Origin of the sequence: Afipia sp. GAS231 (genome assembly GCF_900103365.1) — a bacterium.
Taxonomy (GTDB): Bacteria; Pseudomonadota; Alphaproteobacteria; order Rhizobiales; family Xanthobacteraceae; genus Bradyrhizobium.
In genome coordinates this window covers 6,615,563-6,633,504 of sequence record NZ_LT629703.1, presented here as the reverse complement: position 1 = coordinate 6,633,504, position 17,942 = coordinate 6,615,563, and the positions used below count along the sequence as shown (strand labels likewise).

Below are 17,942 nucleotides of genomic sequence, written 5' to 3'. Positions count from 1 at the left end.
TCGGTGTCATCTCGGCAACCCAAGCCCCCGCTGCGCGATCAGATTGCGCTGAATTTCATTGGTTCCGATGCTGATGACCCACATCAGGGAATGGCGCAGGTTCTGCTCGAACCGGCCATTGTCGAGGGCATCAGGCATCTGCTCGGAAATCGCGGCGCGCATGCCGAGAATGTCGAGGGCGGCCTCGCCGAAGCGTTCCATCAGCTCGCCGGAAAACACCTTGCTCATCGCGCCGTATTCCGGCGGCGTGATCCCATCGGCCGCAAGTTCCGCGCAGTGCATCATCAACTGACGGCCGACCTCGATTTCGGACGCGAGCACAGCCATTCGATCCCGGACGATCGGGTCATCAGAAAGCGACGGTCCATCGCCTTCCTTCGCGATGACGTGCCGGCGCAATTGTTCAAAGGCGTGCGCGACCTTGAGAACGATACCGCCGCCGACCAGGCCGCGCTCGAAGGCGAGCGCGCCGGTCAGCACCTTCCATCCGCCATTGAGTTCGCCGACCATGTTCTGCAGCGGAATGCGCACGTCGTCATAGAAGATGTTGGCAAAGGACCCGTCGTACATGGTGACCGCCGGCCGGATCGTGATGCCCGGCGAATCCATCGGGACGATAAACATGCTGATTCCGGCATGCGGCGGCTTTGCGACCGGGTCGGTCCGGGCCGCGAGGAACATGTATTTTCCCCACCAGGTCGTGGTCCAGATCTTCTGTCCGTTGATGATCCACACGTCACCCTGGCGCACCGCGCTGGTCCGCAGCGCCGCGAGATCGGACCCGGCCTCCGGCTCGCTGTAACCCATGCCGTGCATGGCTTCGCCGCGAAGGATTTCGGGCAGGTATTGTCGCCGCTGTTCCGGCGTGCCTGATATCATCAGCGCGTTGGCCTGGATCGCCGCGCCGATCCGCGGCGCCTCGCCGCGCTCCATGGTTTCCATGAAGGCGATTTGCTCGAGCGGGGAGCGCGCCTGGCCACCGAATTCCTTTGCCCACCCCAATCCGATCCAGCCGGTCTTGCCGATATCGCGCGCAAATTCGGCATCGAACTCGCGCTTCGAGAACGGCTTCGCGTCGAAGCCTGCCTTGCGTTCGCCCGACCAGTTTTTCTCCAGCCACGCCCGCGCCTGCTCGCGCAGGTCATTGCCGGCGCAGCCGAGATCATATTGCGGCAGTCCGGAGCCGCCATCATCGAGCAGAAACGAGGCGATCCGCCGCCGCGCGTGCGGCGCGCCGCCGAGCGCGATGGTATCGAGATGCACGCGCTTGAAGTGCCGCGGCGCCTCGTGCTCCTCCGCATATCCGATCGCGCCGAAGGTGTGCTGGATTTCAAGCGAGACCCGCCGCAGCGCGTCGCCGGCGAAGGCAATGGCCGAATTGGCAAAATAGTGCCAGTTGCTGTCATTGCGGTCGTGCAGATGCGCCGCATGATCAAGCGTCAGCCGCACGCCTTCAAGCGCGGTCAGGCCATCGGCGAGCTTGTGCTGGATCGCCTGGAACTTGCCGATCGCCTGCCCGAACTGCTTGCGCTCCTTGGCATAGTCGACCGAGAGTTCGAAGGCACGCCGCGCCGCGCCATATGCCCGCGCCATCAACGCAAGCTTTGCCTCGATCAAAAGGCCGTCCGGCACCGAATGCGCCGGCGCAACGAGGGACGCCGGCGCCGAATTCAAACGAACCTCATGGAAACCCCAGGCGCCCAATGCCCTGATAGCCTCGATAGTGACACCGGGCCCGCCCAGTTCGACCACTGCGAGCGTCGATTTATCGACGGCCACGAGAAGGTGCGTGCAGCTGTCCGCGACCTCGATGAAGCGAAGGAGTCCGCTCGCGCGTCCGTTATCGAGCCGAACCGCGCCCGCGTTGCGGTCGGGATCGAGCCCACCAAAGGAAAACGCGACGCGCGCGTCGCCGGCATGCAACTTCCCAAGCAGATCAACTGCGGCATCGGCCTGGAGCCCCGACAGCACCAGATTTGCCAGAGCGGCCGACCACATCGGCGCCGGACACGCGGCGCGGCCGAGTTCGGCCATCACCACCAAAATTTCGCGAAGCCCCCCCTCGGTGAAGTCGCAGCCGAGGGCGGCCACACCCTGCCCGACGAGCCCGGTCCAGATCGCCGAAACTTGATCGGGTGTCGCCTGCTTGCCGTCCGCGCGCCATTGCTCGCCGAGAAACCCGCGCAGGGAATCCCGCAGCATCTGCCTGATTTCTTCATTTGGCAGCTCGATCGAATCCATACCCAACGCCTTCGATATCCTGTTCCCGCGGGCACGGCCGCGACGCCCCGAGAAACCATCGGTGCAATCGCGCCGCGGACGTACTTTGCCTAACCGAATTTCGGCTTGCGCTTTTCCTTGAACGAGGTGGTCGCCTCCTTGTGATCGGCGGTGGCGAACGTCACCTGCTCCAGCGCCATCGACGCTTCGAGCATCAGATTGACCCGCTCCTTGACGATCTGGTTGATCGACAATTTCGTCCAGCGAATGGCCCAGGTCGGACCGTTGGCGAGTTCGATGGCGATTTCGCGAGCCTTCGCCATGACCTCCGCGCGGGGCACGACGTGATTGACGAGCCCGATCCGTTCGGCCTCCTTGCCCTTCAAGAGCGTACCCCGCATCAGGAATTCCTTGGCCTTGTTGATGCCGATCAGCAGCGGCCAGATCACGGTACCGCCATCGCCGGCGACCAGGCCGACGCGTGAGACATGGGTGTCGCCAATCCGCGCATCCTCGGCCATGATCGTGATGTCGCAAAGCAGCGCATGGGTCGCCGCAAGGCCGATGGCGTCGCCGTTGATGGCGGCAATGATCGGCTTGTCGAGTTCGAGCTGGCGGGTGACGCCGCGCCGGCTGATCATCGGGTCGTGGACCTCACCCTCTTCGAGCACATCGCCACCCGGCCGCTCCGACATCGCCTTCACATCACCCCCGACACTGAAAAAGTCGCCGGATCCCGTCAGCACGACGACATTGACCGCGTGATCGTCGGCGAGGTCGTCCCAGATCGTCCGCAATTCCCGGATCAGTTGCTGATTGATGGCGTTGCGCGACTGCGGGCGATTGAGGGTGACGGTCGCCACCTTCTCCGCGACCTCGATCTTCAGGCACTCGTAGTTTGCATATCTCGACACGTTTTCCTCCATTGTAAGTCAGAGCTTGCTGCTCATCCCGATTTCGTAAGTTAGTCCTGTTCGTAAGCTAGTCCTGTTCGTAAGCTAGTCTTGCCCTATTCGACGGTGCGCACGCGGCTGCATGTCCGCCAGAGCCACCTGAAGCGACATCGCGCCTGGATCCGATTCGAGCATCCGTTGAACGGATTCCAGATGAACCCGCATCAGGCCGGTGGCCGCAGCGACGTCTCGCAGACGCAATGCCGCGAGAAACTGCCGACGCTTTTCCACCAGCCGCGGCATCGAGACGCCGCTTGATGCCACCTTGGCGTAGACGAAGCGCATATGAATTTCGGTGACCGACTCCATGATCATGGCCATGACCTTGTTCCCGGTTGCCGCCGCCAACAGCTTGTAGAACGCGCGCGAGCATTCGACCCGGTCGAGCAGCCGGCCCTCGCGCGTGGCGAGGTCCGAGCGCTCGATATTGGCTTCCAGTGCCTGGAAGTCGGCTTGCTGCGCACACGCGCAAGCCAGGCGGACGACGAGATCGAGGATGTGAATTCGACCCTCGGAGAGCTCGCGCACCGAGATTGCCCCAAGACTCAACATGTCGCGCACGACGTCGTTCATGCGGCCCACGTCGCCCTCCCGGATAAACGCGCCTCCCTTGACACCTTTCTGCAGGCGCAGAAGTCCCGCCATTTCGAGACTGCGCAGCGCCTCCCTCAAGACGTGGCGGCTGACGCCGAGTTGCTCGGCAAGATCGCGCTCGCGAGGCAGCTTGTCTCCCGGCTTGAGCACGCCGAGCGCGAGCTGTTCGCGTATGCGCTCGCAGATTTCTTCAAATGTGCGCCGCACGTGGACCGGCTGAAATTTCAGCGGGGCCCGGACAGCAGCCGCCTGCTGAGCGGGCGCCCGATCGCGCCGCCTGGGGTCCGGGGACCTATGAGCACTTGACTTGTTCGTCATTGGCGTGATTATTAAATGGTTCTACCATTGAATGGAAGCTCTTTTTCAGGCCATACCCCATGAACTTCACCGAAGAACACCTGGCGTTCCGCGACACCATCAGAAAGATGGTGGCCAAGCACGTGGCGCCGATCGCCGCCGAAATCGACGAGACCGACCGGTTTCCCCTCGATATCGTCAAGCTGTTCGGCGAAATGGGGCTGATGCAGCTCTGGGTGCCCGAACAATATGGCGGTCCGAACGGCAACCTGACGATGGTGTGCATCGCGCGTGAGGAAATCGCCAGAGTCTCGCCGGCCTGCTCGTCGATCGCCGGCCTCAACTCGATGTTCATCATGCCGCTGCTTCACTTCGGCTCCGAGGAGCAGCGCAAGAAATTCCTGCCCATTATCGCCAAGGGCGGCGTGGTGACGGCGATCGCGATTTCCGAACCGCAGGCGGGCTCCGACGTCACGGCGATCACCACCCGCGCAAAAAAGGACGGCGAGTGCTATGTCCTCAACGGCCGGAAACAATGGTGCAGCTACGGCGTGGCGGCCGACTACATCGTCGTGATGGCGCGGACCGGAGACGGACCGGGTGCGGACGGCATCAGCGCTTTCATCGTCGAGCCGAAGTCGATGCCGGGCATCACGTTCGGACGTCACGAGCGGAAGATGGGCTTTCGTGGCGCGCCGAACACGCCGATCTTCTTCGACAATGTCCGGGTGCCTGCCGAAAATCTCGTCGGCGAAGAGGGCAAGGGGTTCCGGGCGTCGATGCGCGCGCTCGATCTCAACCGCCCCACGATCGGCGCCCAGTCCGTCGGACTGGCGCAGGGCGCGCTCGACGTCTCGATCGCCTACGCGAAGGAGCGCCGGCAGTTCAAAAAAGCCATCTCGGAATTCCAGGGCGTGCAGTTCATGCTGGCGGACATGGCAATCCAGATCGAGGCGGCGCGCGCCCTGGTCTACGAATGCGCGCGCGCCGGCGACGAAAGCGACTGGAAGCGCCTGAACGTCCTCGCCAGCATGGCCAAATGTTTCGCCAGCGACATGGCGATGAAGGTCACGACCGACGCCGTCCAGATCTTCGGCGGCTACGGCTACACGATGGACTACCCGGTCGAGCGCATGATGCGCGACGCCAAGCTGACGCAGATCTTCGAAGGCACCAACCAGATCCAGCGGGTGGTCATCGCCCGCGAGCTGCTGAAATAACCGAGATTCCAGAATAACAAGTCAAAAACGATCGGGAGGAAACATTGTTGAGCCCTGCTATCAATCGCGTCTGGGGCGCATTGGCCGTGTCCTGGCTCATGGCCGCGCCCTCCGCTCACGCGCAACCGACCTACAGCCCCGGCGCCAGCGATACCGAGATCAAGCTCGGTCAATCGACGCCGCTGAGCGGCCCGGCCTCGGCTTTTGGCGCCGGTGCCGGACGGGCCGTCGTCGGCTATTTCGAGATGCTGAATGAGCAGGGAGGACTGAACGGGCGCAAGATAAACTTCACGCAACTGGACAACGCCTACAGCGCCCCAAAGGCCGTCGAGCAATCGCGCAGGCTGGTTGAGGATATCGGCGTACTCGCCGAGGTCGGCACCATCGGAACGGTGCCAAACGTCGCCATCCAGAAGTATTTGAACTCGAAACAGGTGCCGCAGCTGTTCATCACGGCGGGAGGGCGACGCTTCAACGACCCGAAGACTTTTCCGTGGACCGTTCCGCTCTATCCTGATTTCGAGACGGAAGGGCGAGTGATCGCCAAGTACATCCTGAAAACCAAGCCCGACGCGAAGATTGGGGTGTTGTATCAGAACGACGACTTCGGAAGGGATTATCTCAAGGGGTTGCGCGCCGGCCTTGGCGCGAAGGCGTCGCTCATCGTCGCCGAAGCATCGTATGAACTCGCCGACCCGACCATCGACTCGCAGATCGTTCAGCTGAAGGCCGCCGGCGTCGACACCATGATCGAGCAGTCTTCAGCGAAGGCAACGGCACAGTCGATCCGCAAGGTCCACGAACTCGACTGGCATCCGCTCCATGTCATCGGCGGTTCGACGGCGTCGGTCGAAACCGTACTCAAGCCGGCCGGCCTCGAAGCTTCGAAAGGGGTGGTCACGACGCAATTTCTCAAGCAGCCTGGCGACCCGGCGTGGGCCGACGACCAGGAAATGACCGCGTACAAGGCGTTTCTGAAGAAATATGCGGCATCGGCCAATCCGGACGACTACTCCGTGCTGGTGGCTTACGTAAACGTAAATGCGGTTGCGCTTGTCTTGAGGAAATGCGGAGACCAGTTGACGCGGGAGAATCTCGTGCGCCAGGCCACGTCATTCCACGGCGAGCGACTGCCGTTGATGCTGCCTGGCATCTCGATAAGCACGAAGCCGGACGACTACGCGCCGTTCAAGACCCTCCGGATCGCGGTTTTCGACGGAACGAGCTGGACGTTGTCCGGCGACCCGATGTCGGCTGACTAGGATCTGATGCGGGGAGCGGACATGCGGCATGCTCGAGGAAACACGCAAATGAAAGCCGGTCTGCTGCGATCCCTGGTGCTGACGATCGGTTTCGGCGCCTGCGGCGGCGCGATGGCCGCGGACAGCACGGCAACACCGCAAATGACCCTGTCCTCGCCGGCGTTCAAGGATATGGAGCCGCTGCCGCTGAAGTATACGCAAACCGGGACGCGGCCCAGCATCGTCGTGTCGCCGGGAATGAACAACGGTGCGGTCAATCCGCCTGTCGAGTGGAGCAACGTTCCGCCGGGGACCAACGCCTTTGTGTTGATGATGTACGATCATATCGACACGCTGATGTGGTCTGTCGTCAATATTCCCGGTGATGTCCGGTCGCTGCCGGAGGCAATCCCGAACGGCAACCAATCCTCAAAGCTGCCGGCGGGCGCCTTTCACCGCAGCTTCCGGAGCAACGGCTGGATCGGACCTGCGGCGAGGCAGAACCCGGAGGGGCGCTGGACGTATTATTGGAAGCTTTATCCCCTGGACAGGAAATTGAATGTTCCCGAAGACGCGAGCCGCGAGGACATCCTGACCGCGATGGAGGGGCATCTCACCGGCAACAAGGCCGTCATGATCACCCCGTGTTGCGACGGGTCGAAGTAGCGAATGCGCCCGCGGGGTGGATACCACGCCGCGTTACGGTATGACGATCGGAGACAAACGACGATGAGCATGATGCGACGGCTTGCGATAGCTGCGATTTCACTTGGCAGTGTCAGCTTTGGCAGTCTCAGCTTTAGCAGTCTCGGCGTCGCCGTAGCTCAGGACGTTGGAAGCGCGCCGCAGACCGGCCCGAAGATCATCATCCCAAATCCGAGTTCTGTCGCCGAGCCGGTCAGTGGAGGCGGTCCGGCGCCGGACGTTGCCGGAGGCCCCGGATATCCGCGACAGCCGACGATCATATCGTCGGCCTTCCCGGATTACGGTTGGCTGCCGCTGAAGTACGCGTCCAATGCCGCAAAGATGGAAACCTTCGATGCCATCTCCCCGCCGCTGGCCTGGACCGCGCCGCCCGCCGGCACGGTTTCCGTCACCCTGATCATGATCGACATGGAAACCAGTTCCGGCGGCAATCCGCAGGATGGTTTGCTCTGGGCGGTCATCAACCTGCCGCCCAGCACCCGCCTTCTGGCGGAGAATACCACCAGAGGCCGCACGGCGATGTTGCCGGCCGGCGCGTTCCAGCTCAGCTTCCTGACCAATGGCTATATCGGGCCCCTGCCCGGCGCGCGTATCCAGGCGCATCATTATCTCTTCGAACTCTACACCCTGGACAGGATGCTCGACGTGCCGCGCGACGTAACCCTCGACCAGCTCAAGGCCGCGATCAAAGGCCACCAGACCGGTCAACGAGGCGTGCTCGTCGTCAAATGCTGCGCCGATTCGAAATGAGTCCAAACGAACTCCCTCGTGAGGACCTCCGCGCCGCTAGCACCAATGCGTGTTTAGAAGGCCGCGTCCAGCGCTGGCCGACTAGCCCAGCGAGTTGATGATTTCCCGATAGGCTGCTTCCGGGAACGCTTTCAGGGTGTGCGTTCGGACGTTTCCGAGCATACCAACCTGCAGGCTGAAACGCGCCGCTACAGCGTCGTCAGGAGCCTCGTAGATCGCGACGACGTCATAGTCGCCCATGGTGAGGAAAAAATGTTTGAACTCGCCGCTCATGTCTTTGAGAGCTCTCTTCGCCGCGTCCAGGCGACGTGGCGAGTCCTTCACTTTCAGCGCTCCCTGGTCGGTCCAGTTTGCAAGCATGACGTATGTGGTCATGGCCGTTCTCCTTCTGGTACGAGGCAATGGCATCTGCGTGGCGCAAGCTCGTTCCGCCGCCGCCGTGTTTTCCGCTTCCGGGCCAGGCTCTCTAGCTGTGAGCTCCTTGTTCCTGATGCGCCTCAACAGGCGATGAAGCGACCTCCTCCAGTACTTCAGCAAACCTGTCCACGGCCCAGTCGATTTGCGACTCGCTGATGATCAGCGGCGGCGCAAAGCGTATGGTGTTGCGATGAGTGTCCTTGGTCAGCACGCCGGCTCGAATCAGGCGCCTGACCAACGCGCCGGCATCCGCCATGTCCCGGTGCAGTTCGACGCCGGCAAACAGGCCCCGCCCGCGCACCTCGCGAATGACGGGATTGTCGATCGAGGCGAGTCTGCGCAGCAGATGCGCGCCGACGGTCGCGGCATGTTCGACCAACCGCTCGTCGATCAACGTGTCGAGCGCGGCCAACCCGACGGCCGCAGCGATCGGATTGCCTCCGAACGTGCTGCCGTGATCGCCTGGCGTAAAGACATCCATGACGTCCCGGCGGGCCAGAAACAACGACACCGGCAGCAGCCCGCCACCAAGCGCCTTGCCGAGCATCAATCCGTCCGGTTGCACGCCGTCGTGCTGACATGCCAGCAACCGGCCGGTGCGTCCGAGACCGCTCTGTACCTCGTCGCATAGCAGCAGCACATTGTTGGCCCGACAGATGCGCGCGACTTCGGACAGATAACCCGGAGGCGGCACGTTGATGCCGCCCTCGCCCTGAATGGGCTCGATCAGGAACGCGGCGGTTTCGGCTGTTATCGCGCCGGCCAGCGCGGCCGCGTCGCCAAACGGCACGAGCCGGAAGCCCGCCGGAAATGGCCCGAAACCATCGCGGTATTGGGCGACGGAAGAAAAACCGACGATCGAGATGGTACGGCCGTGGAAGTTGCCTTCCGCGGCGATGATTTGCGCCCGATCGGTTGGCACGCCCTTGACCTTGTAGGCCCATTTACGTGCCGCCTTGAGCGCAGTCTCCACGGCCTCCGCGCCGCTATTCATCGGCAAGGCCGCATCCATGCCGGTAAGGGCGCAGGCCCGGGCCAGGAAAGGTCCCAGCCGGTCGCTGAAATAGGCCCGCGAAATCGTGTCGAGGCGCTGGGCCTGCTCGGTCAGCGCCTTGACGAGACGCGGATGACAATGGCCGAAACTGACCGCGGAATAGGCTCCCATCATATCGATGTAACGACGGCCGCTCTCGTCCCAGACGTAAACCCCTTCCCCGCGGACGAGGGTGACCGGTAACGGCGCATAGTTTCCAGCCCCGAAGCGAGCTTCAAGGCCGGCCTTCATCGCGCGATCACCACCCATGGCGCCTCCTCCCTGTCAGGGCGCCCCCAAATGCTCATGTCGCTGCCGTTCCCTGACATGTAGGACGACCGGCACAAAAAACGAGGCAGGATCGCAAAACCACACGAGAATCATAAGTTCCCGGAATCCGAAGCGCGCTCGGAAGGCTGCCGACCCGATGCGGCGGTCTGCAGCGCACGCGCCCGGCAGCGTCGACAGCGAGCGCATCCCGCGCTGTCTCACGATCGAGCTCGTCACCGATGATAAATTGCACCCGGAGGATGGAAGGTTTATGCTGGGTTTCTAACCACGCAGCCGCCCATCGTACGGCGAGGGTCTGCAGGGACGACCTCACGGTGGATGGTTCGCATTTCGCACCGGAGGTAATGTCATGTTCATTGCTCCCACACTCCAAAAATACCTGGCTGCCGAGAACATCCAATACGAGCTGATCCCGCACGAACTCAGCATGACGTCCACGCGTACCGCTGAGGCATGCCATATCCCGGGCGATCGCCTCGCCAAGGGCATCGTTTTGCGGCGCGACGACGAATATATGCTGGCCGTCTTGCCGGCATCGCACCACGTCCGCCTGTCGGAACTGAGGAGACAGCTCGGTGACAACGTCCACATGGCCGATGAAACCGAAGTCAATCAGCTATTCTGCGACTGCATACACGGTGCGGTTCCGGCCGTCGGCAAATGCTACGGGCTGGATATCATCGTCGATGTCAGCATCGAGGCACAGCCGGACATCTATATGGAAGCTGGCGATCACGAGACGCTGCTTCACATGGGTCACGCGCAGTTTTCGCGGCTGACGGCCAATGCACCGCACGGGCGCTTTAGCGCGCACGACTGAGGATTTGTCGACCGCATCCGGGGCTGGGCATATTGTGGAGCGAGCATCCGGGAACCCGGTTGGGCTCAACGGCATTGCATCAAGCGTACCTGAAACCCAAAAACGGAGGTCCACCATGAAAGTCAAAGACGTGATGCACAAGGGCGTCGACTGGGTCAGTCCCAACACCCCCGTGAGCGAACTCGCGAAGCTGATGCGAGAGCATGACATCGGCTGCATTCCGATCGGGGAGGACGACCGGCTGATCGGGATGGTGACCGACCGCGATATCGTCTGCAAAGGGCTTGCGAGCAAAGACTTCGATCCGCGCCGCACGATGGCAAGCGATGTGATGACCGATGGCATCCATTGCTGCCGGGAGGACGACGATCTCGCAAAGGCGGTGCATCACATGGAGAAGCTGCAGCTCCGCAGGCTACCGGTGATCAACAAGAGCAAGCGGATGGTGGGCATCGTCAGTCTGGGTGACATCAGCCATCACGCACCCGGTGATTTGGTGTCCGAATGCGTCAAGAGCGTTTCGGCCCATCACTGAACCGCGACCGGTGCCGCTCTCGCGATAGCCGCCAAGCCGCGCGGCCTGGCGGCGTCGGGCTTGGCGCGCCATCTTCGATGCGGCCCCTCGCCTCGCCCTTTCATGCGGCGGCGCGACGCCGCCTCATGTCTCATGCCCTCGGTCGAAATCGTCTTCGAAGCGCAAATGCTTGACGCTGCGGCCACGGCGGCGCACGAGCTTCAGGGCCTCTATCCCGATTCTGATGTGCATTTCGACATAGTTCTCGGTCACCATCCGATCCGACATTTCAGTCTTCACGCCCTCGGGAATCATGGGCTGGTCGGACACAAGAAGCAGCGCGCCGGTCGAAATGTGGTTGGCGAATCCTGCCGCGAAGATTGTTGCGGTCTCCATGTCGATCGCCATGCTTCGGGTATGACGCAACATGTCCCTAAAGCGATCATCGTGTTCCCAGACGCGGCGATTGGTCGTGTACACAGTACCCGTCCAATAATCGTGACCGAGGTCCCGGATCATCGTTGATACCGCGCGCTGCAACTGGAACGCGGGCAGCGCGGGGACCTCCGGCGGCAGGTAGTCATTCGAGGTGCCCTCGCCCCGAATGGCTGCGATCGGCAGAATCAAGTCGCCAATCTGATTTTTGCGTTTCAATCCGCCACATTTTCCAAGAAACAACACGGCTTTCGGCGCGATGGCGCTCAGCAGATCCATCACGGTCGCGGCATTCGGGCTTCCCATGCCGAAGTTGATCAGAGTAATACCTTCGGCGGTCGCGTTGGGCATCGGTCGATCTATGCCCTTTACCAACCCGCCGTGTGCCGTGGCGAACCATTCGACATAGTTGTCGAAGTTGGTCAGGAGGACATATTCCCCGAATTCAGAAAGCGGCGTGCCGGTATATCGCGGCAGCCAGTTTTCCACGATGTCCTTCTTGTCTTTCATTGCCTTTGGACCCATTTTCGAGGCGCGCTACAACATCGCCTGTCAGGCTAACGGATAGAGCCGCTCCCTGTCCAATGTGACACATCTGGTCGAAATGCCGGCATCGTTAAAGTGATGTAGGGTATTTGGCCGGAGGCGGCGCCAGACCCGCACGTTCGGGGCATTAGCGCTCGATGGATTGTCGGTTCATTTTCTCCAAAACGTCGCGCATGGCGTCGAACTCCGCGCCGAAGCCTTTCCAATCCCCGGACTTCAATCGATCCACTGCTTGATTGTAGCGATCGAGTGCCTCCTGCGCCTGGCTTGCCGGCGGGCCTGTGACAGGTATCCTCTCTCTCGGGCTTGAGACTGCCGGCGCCGCACCAGGCTCGATGAACAGCGCTGACAAGGCCTCGGCAAGTGTCTCCTTCATCACCACGCGCTCACCATAAGCCGCGATCACGCGTTTTAGCTCCGGCAAATGCCCCTGCTCCGCGCGCAGATAGAGCGGCGACACATAGAGGATCGAATTCTCGATCGGGATCACGAGCAGGTTCGCACCGCGGATCACCCGCGAGCCCATCTGGTTCCACAGCGTAATTTGTTGGGATATCTCGGTACTCTGATTGATCCGCGCTTCGATCTGGAACGGGCCGTAGACGAGTTTCTCCTTGGGAAACTCGTAGACAATCATCTTGCCGTAGTCGGGCCCGTCGCAGCGCGCCGCGAGCCACGCAATCATGTTGTCGCGGCGGCTGGGCACCATCGGGAGCATCAGGAAGAACTCGGCATGCGGCTCCCCAGGCAGCCGCATGATGATGTAATAGGGCGCCATCACCGCGGAGCCACCGCCGCCCGGTTGGCGCGGGAATTGCCAGAGATCCTCGCGATTGTAGAAAACCTCGGCCGCCTCCATGTGGTAGGCCTGATACAGCCGCGCCTGAATCAGGAACAGGTCCTCCGGATAGCGGATGTGCTTCTGCAGGTCTGAGGGCATGGCCGTGAACGGTTTGAACAGGCTGGGAAAGATACGCTGGTAGGTCCCGGCAACCGGATCGCTGCCGTCAATCAGATAGAAGTCGACGGTCCCGTTATATGCATCGACAATAACCTTCACCGAATTGCGAATGTAGTTGAGGTCGACGCCTGGCGCAGGCTGCGCAGAGGGGAAATAGGCGCTCGTCGTGTAGGCGTCCTGCATCCAGAACATCCGCCCGTCACTGATAACGAGGTATGGATCATGATCGAGCCTGAGGAATGGTGCGATCGTGTGCACCCGCTCCTGGATATCACGCCGGATCATGATCCGGCTGTCGGTCGTGATGTAGCTCGACAGAAGCAGATTCGGGTCGCTGAAGTAGTATGCGAACAGCATTCTGCTCGCCATCGCTCCGATCGGGACACCGCCGGCACCGTCGTAGCTTGCATAGACGTTGTCTTTCCCCTTCGGATAATCGAACTCCGGTACGCTTCCCTTGACGATGACGTAGCTGTCGCTCTCTTCGCTGTAGTAAATGCGCGGCTCGCGGATCTTGGGTCCTCCGTCAGCAACGGGTGGAATATCCCGCAAATAGAAGAACGGCAGCCCTTCGGTGCTCTTGCGGGTGACCGGGCTCATCACCGCGCCGTTGCCATGAGTAAACAGTACGTGGCGGTTGACCCATGTCTGGGCGTTCGGCGGCAGCAGGGACGGCCGCAATTCGCGGGCCGAGAGCATCACGCTTTGGTAGGCTCCATCGAGCCAGTAGCGATCAACGTCAAGATCGTGGAATTTGTAATAGGTGCGGATCTCCTGCAGCTGCGCGTACGTATCCGACAGGGGCAACCAGTCCCACAGCCTGATATTTTCAATTGTCGCCTTGTTGGCCTCCAGTGTTTCGAGAGAAAGCTTTTGCTCGGCCGCGAACGGCTTTGCCGAGATCTGATCGAGATTGTATGCCTTCCGGGTGAGCGCGATATTGCGTTCGATGTAGAGCTTCTCGAGCTGCAGCTCGCTCGGCTTGACGAGAAACTGCCGGAACAGCACAGGGGCTGCACCGGACAGCACGAAAGAGCCGATGGCGACCAGCATGAATGCGGCGGTAGGAAGCCAGTAGGTACGCAACCAGAGATTCGCCCACGCAGCGAACGCCGCAATAATCGACAGCCCGAACAGCAGCCACAGACCCGGTATCCCCACATGAATGTCGGCGTAGCTCGCGCCGACGACTACACCATTGTCGGCATAGAGCAGCAGATAGCGATCGAGAACACAGGACCAGGCCCTCACCGCGAGGGCAAGACCGAGCAGTGCTGAACCATGGGCGATCACGGTCGGCGACACCGATCGATGGTGACCGTCGTATTCGATGTCGCCGTGCACCCAGTAGACCGCTCCGGCGAATAGCGCGCCCAGAACGAGCGTCAGCAACATCCAGTTCTTGATGAGGATATAGACGGGTAGCGAGAAGAGATAGAAGCCGATGTCCTTGTTGTAGAGCGGATCGTCGGCGCCGAACGGAACTTGATAGATAAATTGCAGGAAGAGGCTCCAGTTGCCGACCTCCGACGCGGCGACAAACAGCGCGAGCAACCCGCCAGCGCCTGCAATGACCCAGGACCAGGGCAGTCGATCGCGCATCAGCGCAAGCAGCGCGGGCGGCGGCGTCCCCGCAGCTTTCCACGCCGCGGCAGAGGCCACTTGGGTCGACTGCCGTTGGGCAAAGCGCACTGCGAGCCATCCATTCAGCCAAAGCAGGACGGCGGTTGCCGCAAGAACGACGAAAAAGACAACGGCCTTCGCGCCGATGCTGGTCACAAAAATCTGCAGATAGCCGATCGAGAAAAACCACAGCCAATCGACCAGAAGGTCGCTCGCAAGGCCGAGCAAGCTCAGGCTGATCCCGATGGCGACGGCCACAATGATGAGCTTGACCACGGCGCTCTGCCCTGGTGCCTTCTGTCCGGGTCCGGCGATCCCGATCGTCATGCCCCAATGATACCAGAACCGACGGATGGTTGCCGCCCTATTCGCGACGGGAGGACGCCCCGTGACCAGGGCCGCGGGTGCTAGAAGCCGTACCGCCCCAATGAGGCCGGTCTTGACTTGCCCGGCCGCCGACGAGGATCGGAGGCGTGGCGGACGTTGCCGCGCTTCCGGCATCCTGCGAATGAAGGAAGACATCGCCCGGGATGCTGCTAGCGTTCTGCGGTTTCGGCGGCCACAGGGGGGGTTCCTTGCTCAACAGAGACATGCCTCCGTGCTCCGGCTATCGCCTGAGCCACCAAGCGGCAGGCGCTGGCTGCCACTACGACAAGACATTTGAAGCGGGCTACAGCGCGGCGCTCTGGCAAAAAATTGAAAGACCCCTGATCGAGGGCCAACTGCGTTCACTCGGTGGGCGCGACCGGGCCGTCCTGGATTTTGCCTGCGGAACCGGACGCATCACCAGGCTTGCGGCCATGTTCTTCGGCACAGTCGTCGGCGTCGACGTGTCGGAAACCATGCTCATGTATGCTTCGGTTCCCGAAAACGTGACGTTGTACTGCATCGATATCACCAAGCTCTCGCTCGCGGAGACATTCGACGTCGTCACCGCGTTCCGGTTTTTCCTGAATGCGGAGGACAGTCTCAGACGGGAGGCGCTGCGGGCGATCCATCGACATCTCCACGCACAGGGGGTGCTGGTCTGCAACATCCACTTGAACGCAACGTCGCCGATTGGCGTGATCAGTCGCGTGCTCGACTGGGCGCGCCCGAGCACGCCTCGAAACACGCTTACGCTGGGCCAGTTCTCGAAAGTCCTGAACGAGGAGGGATTTGAGATCCTGAGTACGAGATCGTACGGCTACCTTCCGCGACCGGGCCGGTTCTTTCCACGTCTCTGCCAGCTTCTGGTCGAGCCATTCGAAACGGTGTGCCGGACGCTCAAGGTCCCGGGCTGGCTCGCGGAGAACTTTATTGTCGTATCACGAAAGCGATAGCGTCCCCCGCTCCAGGCACACCCGGACAGCGATATTTTCGCGAGATGCCGAAGCGTCGCTACAGCGCCGCGCCGACCGCGATCCAGATCGCAAGGCCAATGCACCAGACGATCGCTGTATATGACAGAGCAATACGCATGTGCTCACCTGTTCGAAAGACGTGACGCCACGGCGGATGCCCAACCGCGTCGGTCTTCGTCTACCCGATTCAGGCACGCGCGCGAATACCCCAAAAGAGGTACTACGGCTGCGCCGCATCCAGCCGAACGAGATGATGTGTTAGAATAACACTGCTATTGAATCGATTGCCACCTGGACTGGCCCGATGAAGTCCGAACTTTCCATTGGCGTTCGCGTTCGAATGAGCAAGCTTGGCGCGCTACGCTGTGCACGCCTTGCCGAAAAGACCGGGACAATCGTCGGAGGGAGCGTCTACGTTAACAGTGTCAGCGTCCTGTTCGATGGAAATCGAACTCCGAGCACGATTCATCGTGAATATGTTGAAGTGATATCACCGGACCTGGACACGACGCGAGACAGCCCGGCGACACCGTAAGAATTCCGCTACGGCGTTTGCAGAACAGCGACGTCAGACCCGATCGCCGGCATCTCCTATTTGCTCCTCGCCTTGACCTTTTGCTCGGCAGGACTGCGGCTGGACTCCACAATGTTGAACTGGCTCGTCCGTCGCCGCCCGACGCTCTCGTAAATGAAGCCGAGCCCAGCCATCTCGTCAGGTCGATAGATATTGCGCAGATCGACCACGACGGGCCGCGCCATTTCGCGCTTCAGACGCGCCAGATCGAGTGCGCGGAACTGCGCCCATTCCGTCACGATCACCAGCGCGTCCGCGCCCCGCGCGCAGGCATAGGGATCGTCGCAGTATTCGATGTCCGGCAGCTCCTTGCGGGCCTGCTCCATGGCGACAGGGTCATGCGCGCGCACCCTCGCGCCCATGTCAAGCAGGCCCGTTATCAGCGGAATTGACGGCGCCTCGCGCATGTCGTCGGTGTCGGGCTTGAAGGTGAGACCAAGCACGGCGACGATCTTGCCGCGCAGGCTGCCGCCGACCGTGTTGGAGACCTTGCGCGCCATCGCGCATTTGCGGTTGTCATTGACGGCGAGCACGGCTTCCACGATCCGCAACTGCACGTCATGATCCAGCGCGATCTTGACCAGCGCGCGGGTATCCTTTGGAAAGCAGGAGCCGCCGAAACCCGGCCCGGCATGCAGGAATTTGGGGCCGATGCGGTTGTCGAGCCCGATGCCGCGCGCGACCTCCTGCACATCCGCCCCGACCTTCTCGGCCAGATCCGCCATCTCGTTGATGAAAGTAATCTTGGTGGCAAGGAAGGCGTTGGCGGCATACTTGATCAGCTCGGCGGTGCGCCGCGCCGTGAACATCAGCGGCGCCTTGTTGAGCGACAGCGGCCGGTAGATATCACCGAGCACTTTGCGCGCGCGGTCGTCCGAGGTCCCGACCACGACCCGATCGGGATACTTGAAATCGCGGATCGCGGCACCTTCCCGCAAAAACTCCGGATTGGATGCGACCACCACGTCGGCCCGCGGATTGGTCTCGTGGATCAACCGTTCGACCTCGTCGCCAGTGCCAACTGGCACGGTCGATTTGGTGACGACCACCGTAAAGCCGGACAACGCGGCGGCGATTTCGCGCGCGGCGGCGTAGACATAGGTCAGATCGGCGTGGCCATCGCCGCGCCGTGATGGCGTGCCGACGGCGATGAAAACCGCATCGGCTTCGGCAACCGGCGCAGCGAGATCCTTGGTGAAACTCAGCCGCCCGGACCTCACATTCGAGGCCACCAGATCGTCGAGCCCGGGCTCGAAAATGGGGATTTCGCCGCGGCAAAGCGCGGCAATTTTGTCGCTGTCCTTGTCGACGCAGGTGACCTGGTGACCGAAATCCGCAAAGCAGACGCCGGATACCAACCCCACATAGCCCGTGCCGATCATCGCGATGCGCATGTGAATACCAG

The 17,942-nt window shown here is 61.6% G+C and carries 15 protein-coding genes; 7 read left to right on the top strand and 8 right to left on the bottom strand.

Going from position 1 to position 17,942, the window contains the following annotated elements; translation table 11 throughout:
• Window positions 1-6: 6 nt before the first annotated feature.
• From BLS26_RS31080 to BLS26_RS31070, 3 genes are all read right to left on the bottom strand, one after another.
• A complete protein-coding gene (locus tag BLS26_RS31080; RefSeq protein WP_092516291.1) occupies window positions 7-2,241 on the bottom strand; it encodes an acyl-CoA dehydrogenase in 2,235 nt (744 codons plus the stop codon).
• 89 nt (window positions 2,242-2,330) lie between these two features.
• A complete protein-coding gene (locus BLS26_RS31075) occupies window positions 2,331-3,134 on the bottom strand; it encodes an enoyl-CoA hydratase/isomerase family protein (RefSeq protein WP_244541742.1) in 804 nt (267 codons plus the stop codon).
• A gap of 84 nt (window positions 3,135-3,218) precedes the next feature.
• Window positions 3,219-3,974: a FadR/GntR family transcriptional regulator gene (locus BLS26_RS31070; RefSeq protein ID WP_172804735.1), complete on the bottom strand. Its 756-nt coding sequence runs from the start codon at window positions 3,972-3,974 to the stop codon at window positions 3,219-3,221.
• Between the two features lie 170 nt (window positions 3,975-4,144).
• Here BLS26_RS31070 and BLS26_RS31065 point away from each other — a divergent pair, with 170 nt between their 5' ends.
• The 4 genes from BLS26_RS31065 (at window position 4,145) to BLS26_RS31050 (ending at window position 7,980) form a co-directional block, all read left to right on the top strand.
• Complete coding sequence (locus tag BLS26_RS31065) at window positions 4,145-5,284, top strand: acyl-CoA dehydrogenase family protein (protein ID WP_092516288.1); 1,140 nt, start codon at window positions 4,145-4,147, stop codon at window positions 5,282-5,284.
• Between the two features lie 98 nt (window positions 5,285-5,382).
• Window positions 5,383-6,546 carry an ABC transporter substrate-binding protein gene (locus BLS26_RS31060; protein WP_092518823.1) on the top strand — a complete coding sequence of 388 codons (1,164 nt, stop codon included), beginning with the start codon at window positions 5,383-5,385 and terminating at the stop codon, window positions 6,544-6,546.
• Between the two features lie 48 nt (window positions 6,547-6,594).
• Window positions 6,595-7,191 (top strand): YbhB/YbcL family Raf kinase inhibitor-like protein, encoded by a 597-nt coding sequence (locus BLS26_RS31055; RefSeq protein ID WP_157676635.1) that lies wholly within the window; start codon window positions 6,595-6,597, stop codon window positions 7,189-7,191.
• Between the two features lie 63 nt (window positions 7,192-7,254).
• Complete coding sequence (locus BLS26_RS31050) at window positions 7,255-7,980, top strand: YbhB/YbcL family Raf kinase inhibitor-like protein (protein WP_157676634.1); 726 nt, start codon at window positions 7,255-7,257, stop codon at window positions 7,978-7,980.
• 81 nt (window positions 7,981-8,061) lie between these two features.
• Here BLS26_RS31050 and BLS26_RS31045 read toward each other — a convergent pair whose 3' ends face one another.
• Window positions 8,062-8,355 (bottom strand): GYD domain-containing protein, encoded by a 294-nt coding sequence (locus BLS26_RS31045; RefSeq protein WP_092516285.1) that lies wholly within the window; start codon window positions 8,353-8,355, stop codon window positions 8,062-8,064.
• 91 nt (window positions 8,356-8,446) lie between these two features.
• Window positions 8,447-9,682 (bottom strand): ornithine--oxo-acid transaminase, encoded by a 1,236-nt coding sequence (rocD, locus tag BLS26_RS31040; RefSeq protein WP_172804734.1) that lies wholly within the window; start codon window positions 9,680-9,682, stop codon window positions 8,447-8,449.
• A 388-nt stretch (window positions 9,683-10,070) separates the two neighbouring features.
• On the opposite strand from rocD, the gene BLS26_RS31035 reads away from it, so the two are divergent.
• Together BLS26_RS31035 and BLS26_RS31030 are read left to right on the top strand one after the other, a co-directional pair.
• Complete coding sequence (locus tag BLS26_RS31035) at window positions 10,071-10,541, top strand: aminoacyl-tRNA deacylase (protein WP_092516283.1); 471 nt, start codon at window positions 10,071-10,073, stop codon at window positions 10,539-10,541.
• Between the two features lie 115 nt (window positions 10,542-10,656).
• Window positions 10,657-11,076 (top strand): CBS domain-containing protein, encoded by a 420-nt coding sequence (locus BLS26_RS31030; protein WP_092516282.1) that lies wholly within the window; start codon window positions 10,657-10,659, stop codon window positions 11,074-11,076.
• A 123-nt stretch (window positions 11,077-11,199) separates the two neighbouring features.
• On the opposite strand, the gene BLS26_RS31025 is transcribed toward BLS26_RS31030, so the two are convergent.
• Both BLS26_RS31025 and BLS26_RS31020 read right to left on the bottom strand, forming a co-directional pair.
• Complete coding sequence (locus BLS26_RS31025; protein WP_092516281.1) at window positions 11,200-12,000, bottom strand: AMP nucleosidase; 801 nt, start codon at window positions 11,998-12,000, stop codon at window positions 11,200-11,202.
• 163 nt (window positions 12,001-12,163) lie between these two features.
• Window positions 12,164-14,947 (bottom strand): UPF0182 family protein, encoded by a 2,784-nt coding sequence (locus tag BLS26_RS31020; protein WP_092516280.1) that lies wholly within the window; start codon window positions 14,945-14,947, stop codon window positions 12,164-12,166.
• A gap of 248 nt (window positions 14,948-15,195) precedes the next feature.
• Here BLS26_RS31020 and BLS26_RS31015 point away from each other — a divergent pair, with 248 nt between their 5' ends.
• Entirely contained in the window at window positions 15,196-15,942 is a 747-nt protein-coding gene (locus BLS26_RS31015; RefSeq protein WP_244541741.1) for a class I SAM-dependent methyltransferase, read from the top strand.
• Window positions 15,943-16,554: 612 nt separating this feature from the next.
• Here BLS26_RS31015 and BLS26_RS31010 read toward each other — a convergent pair.
• Entirely contained in the window at window positions 16,555-17,931 is a 1,377-nt protein-coding gene (locus BLS26_RS31010) for a UDP-glucose/GDP-mannose dehydrogenase family protein (protein ID WP_092516279.1), read from the bottom strand.
• Between the last annotated feature and the right edge of the window lie 11 nt (window positions 17,932-17,942).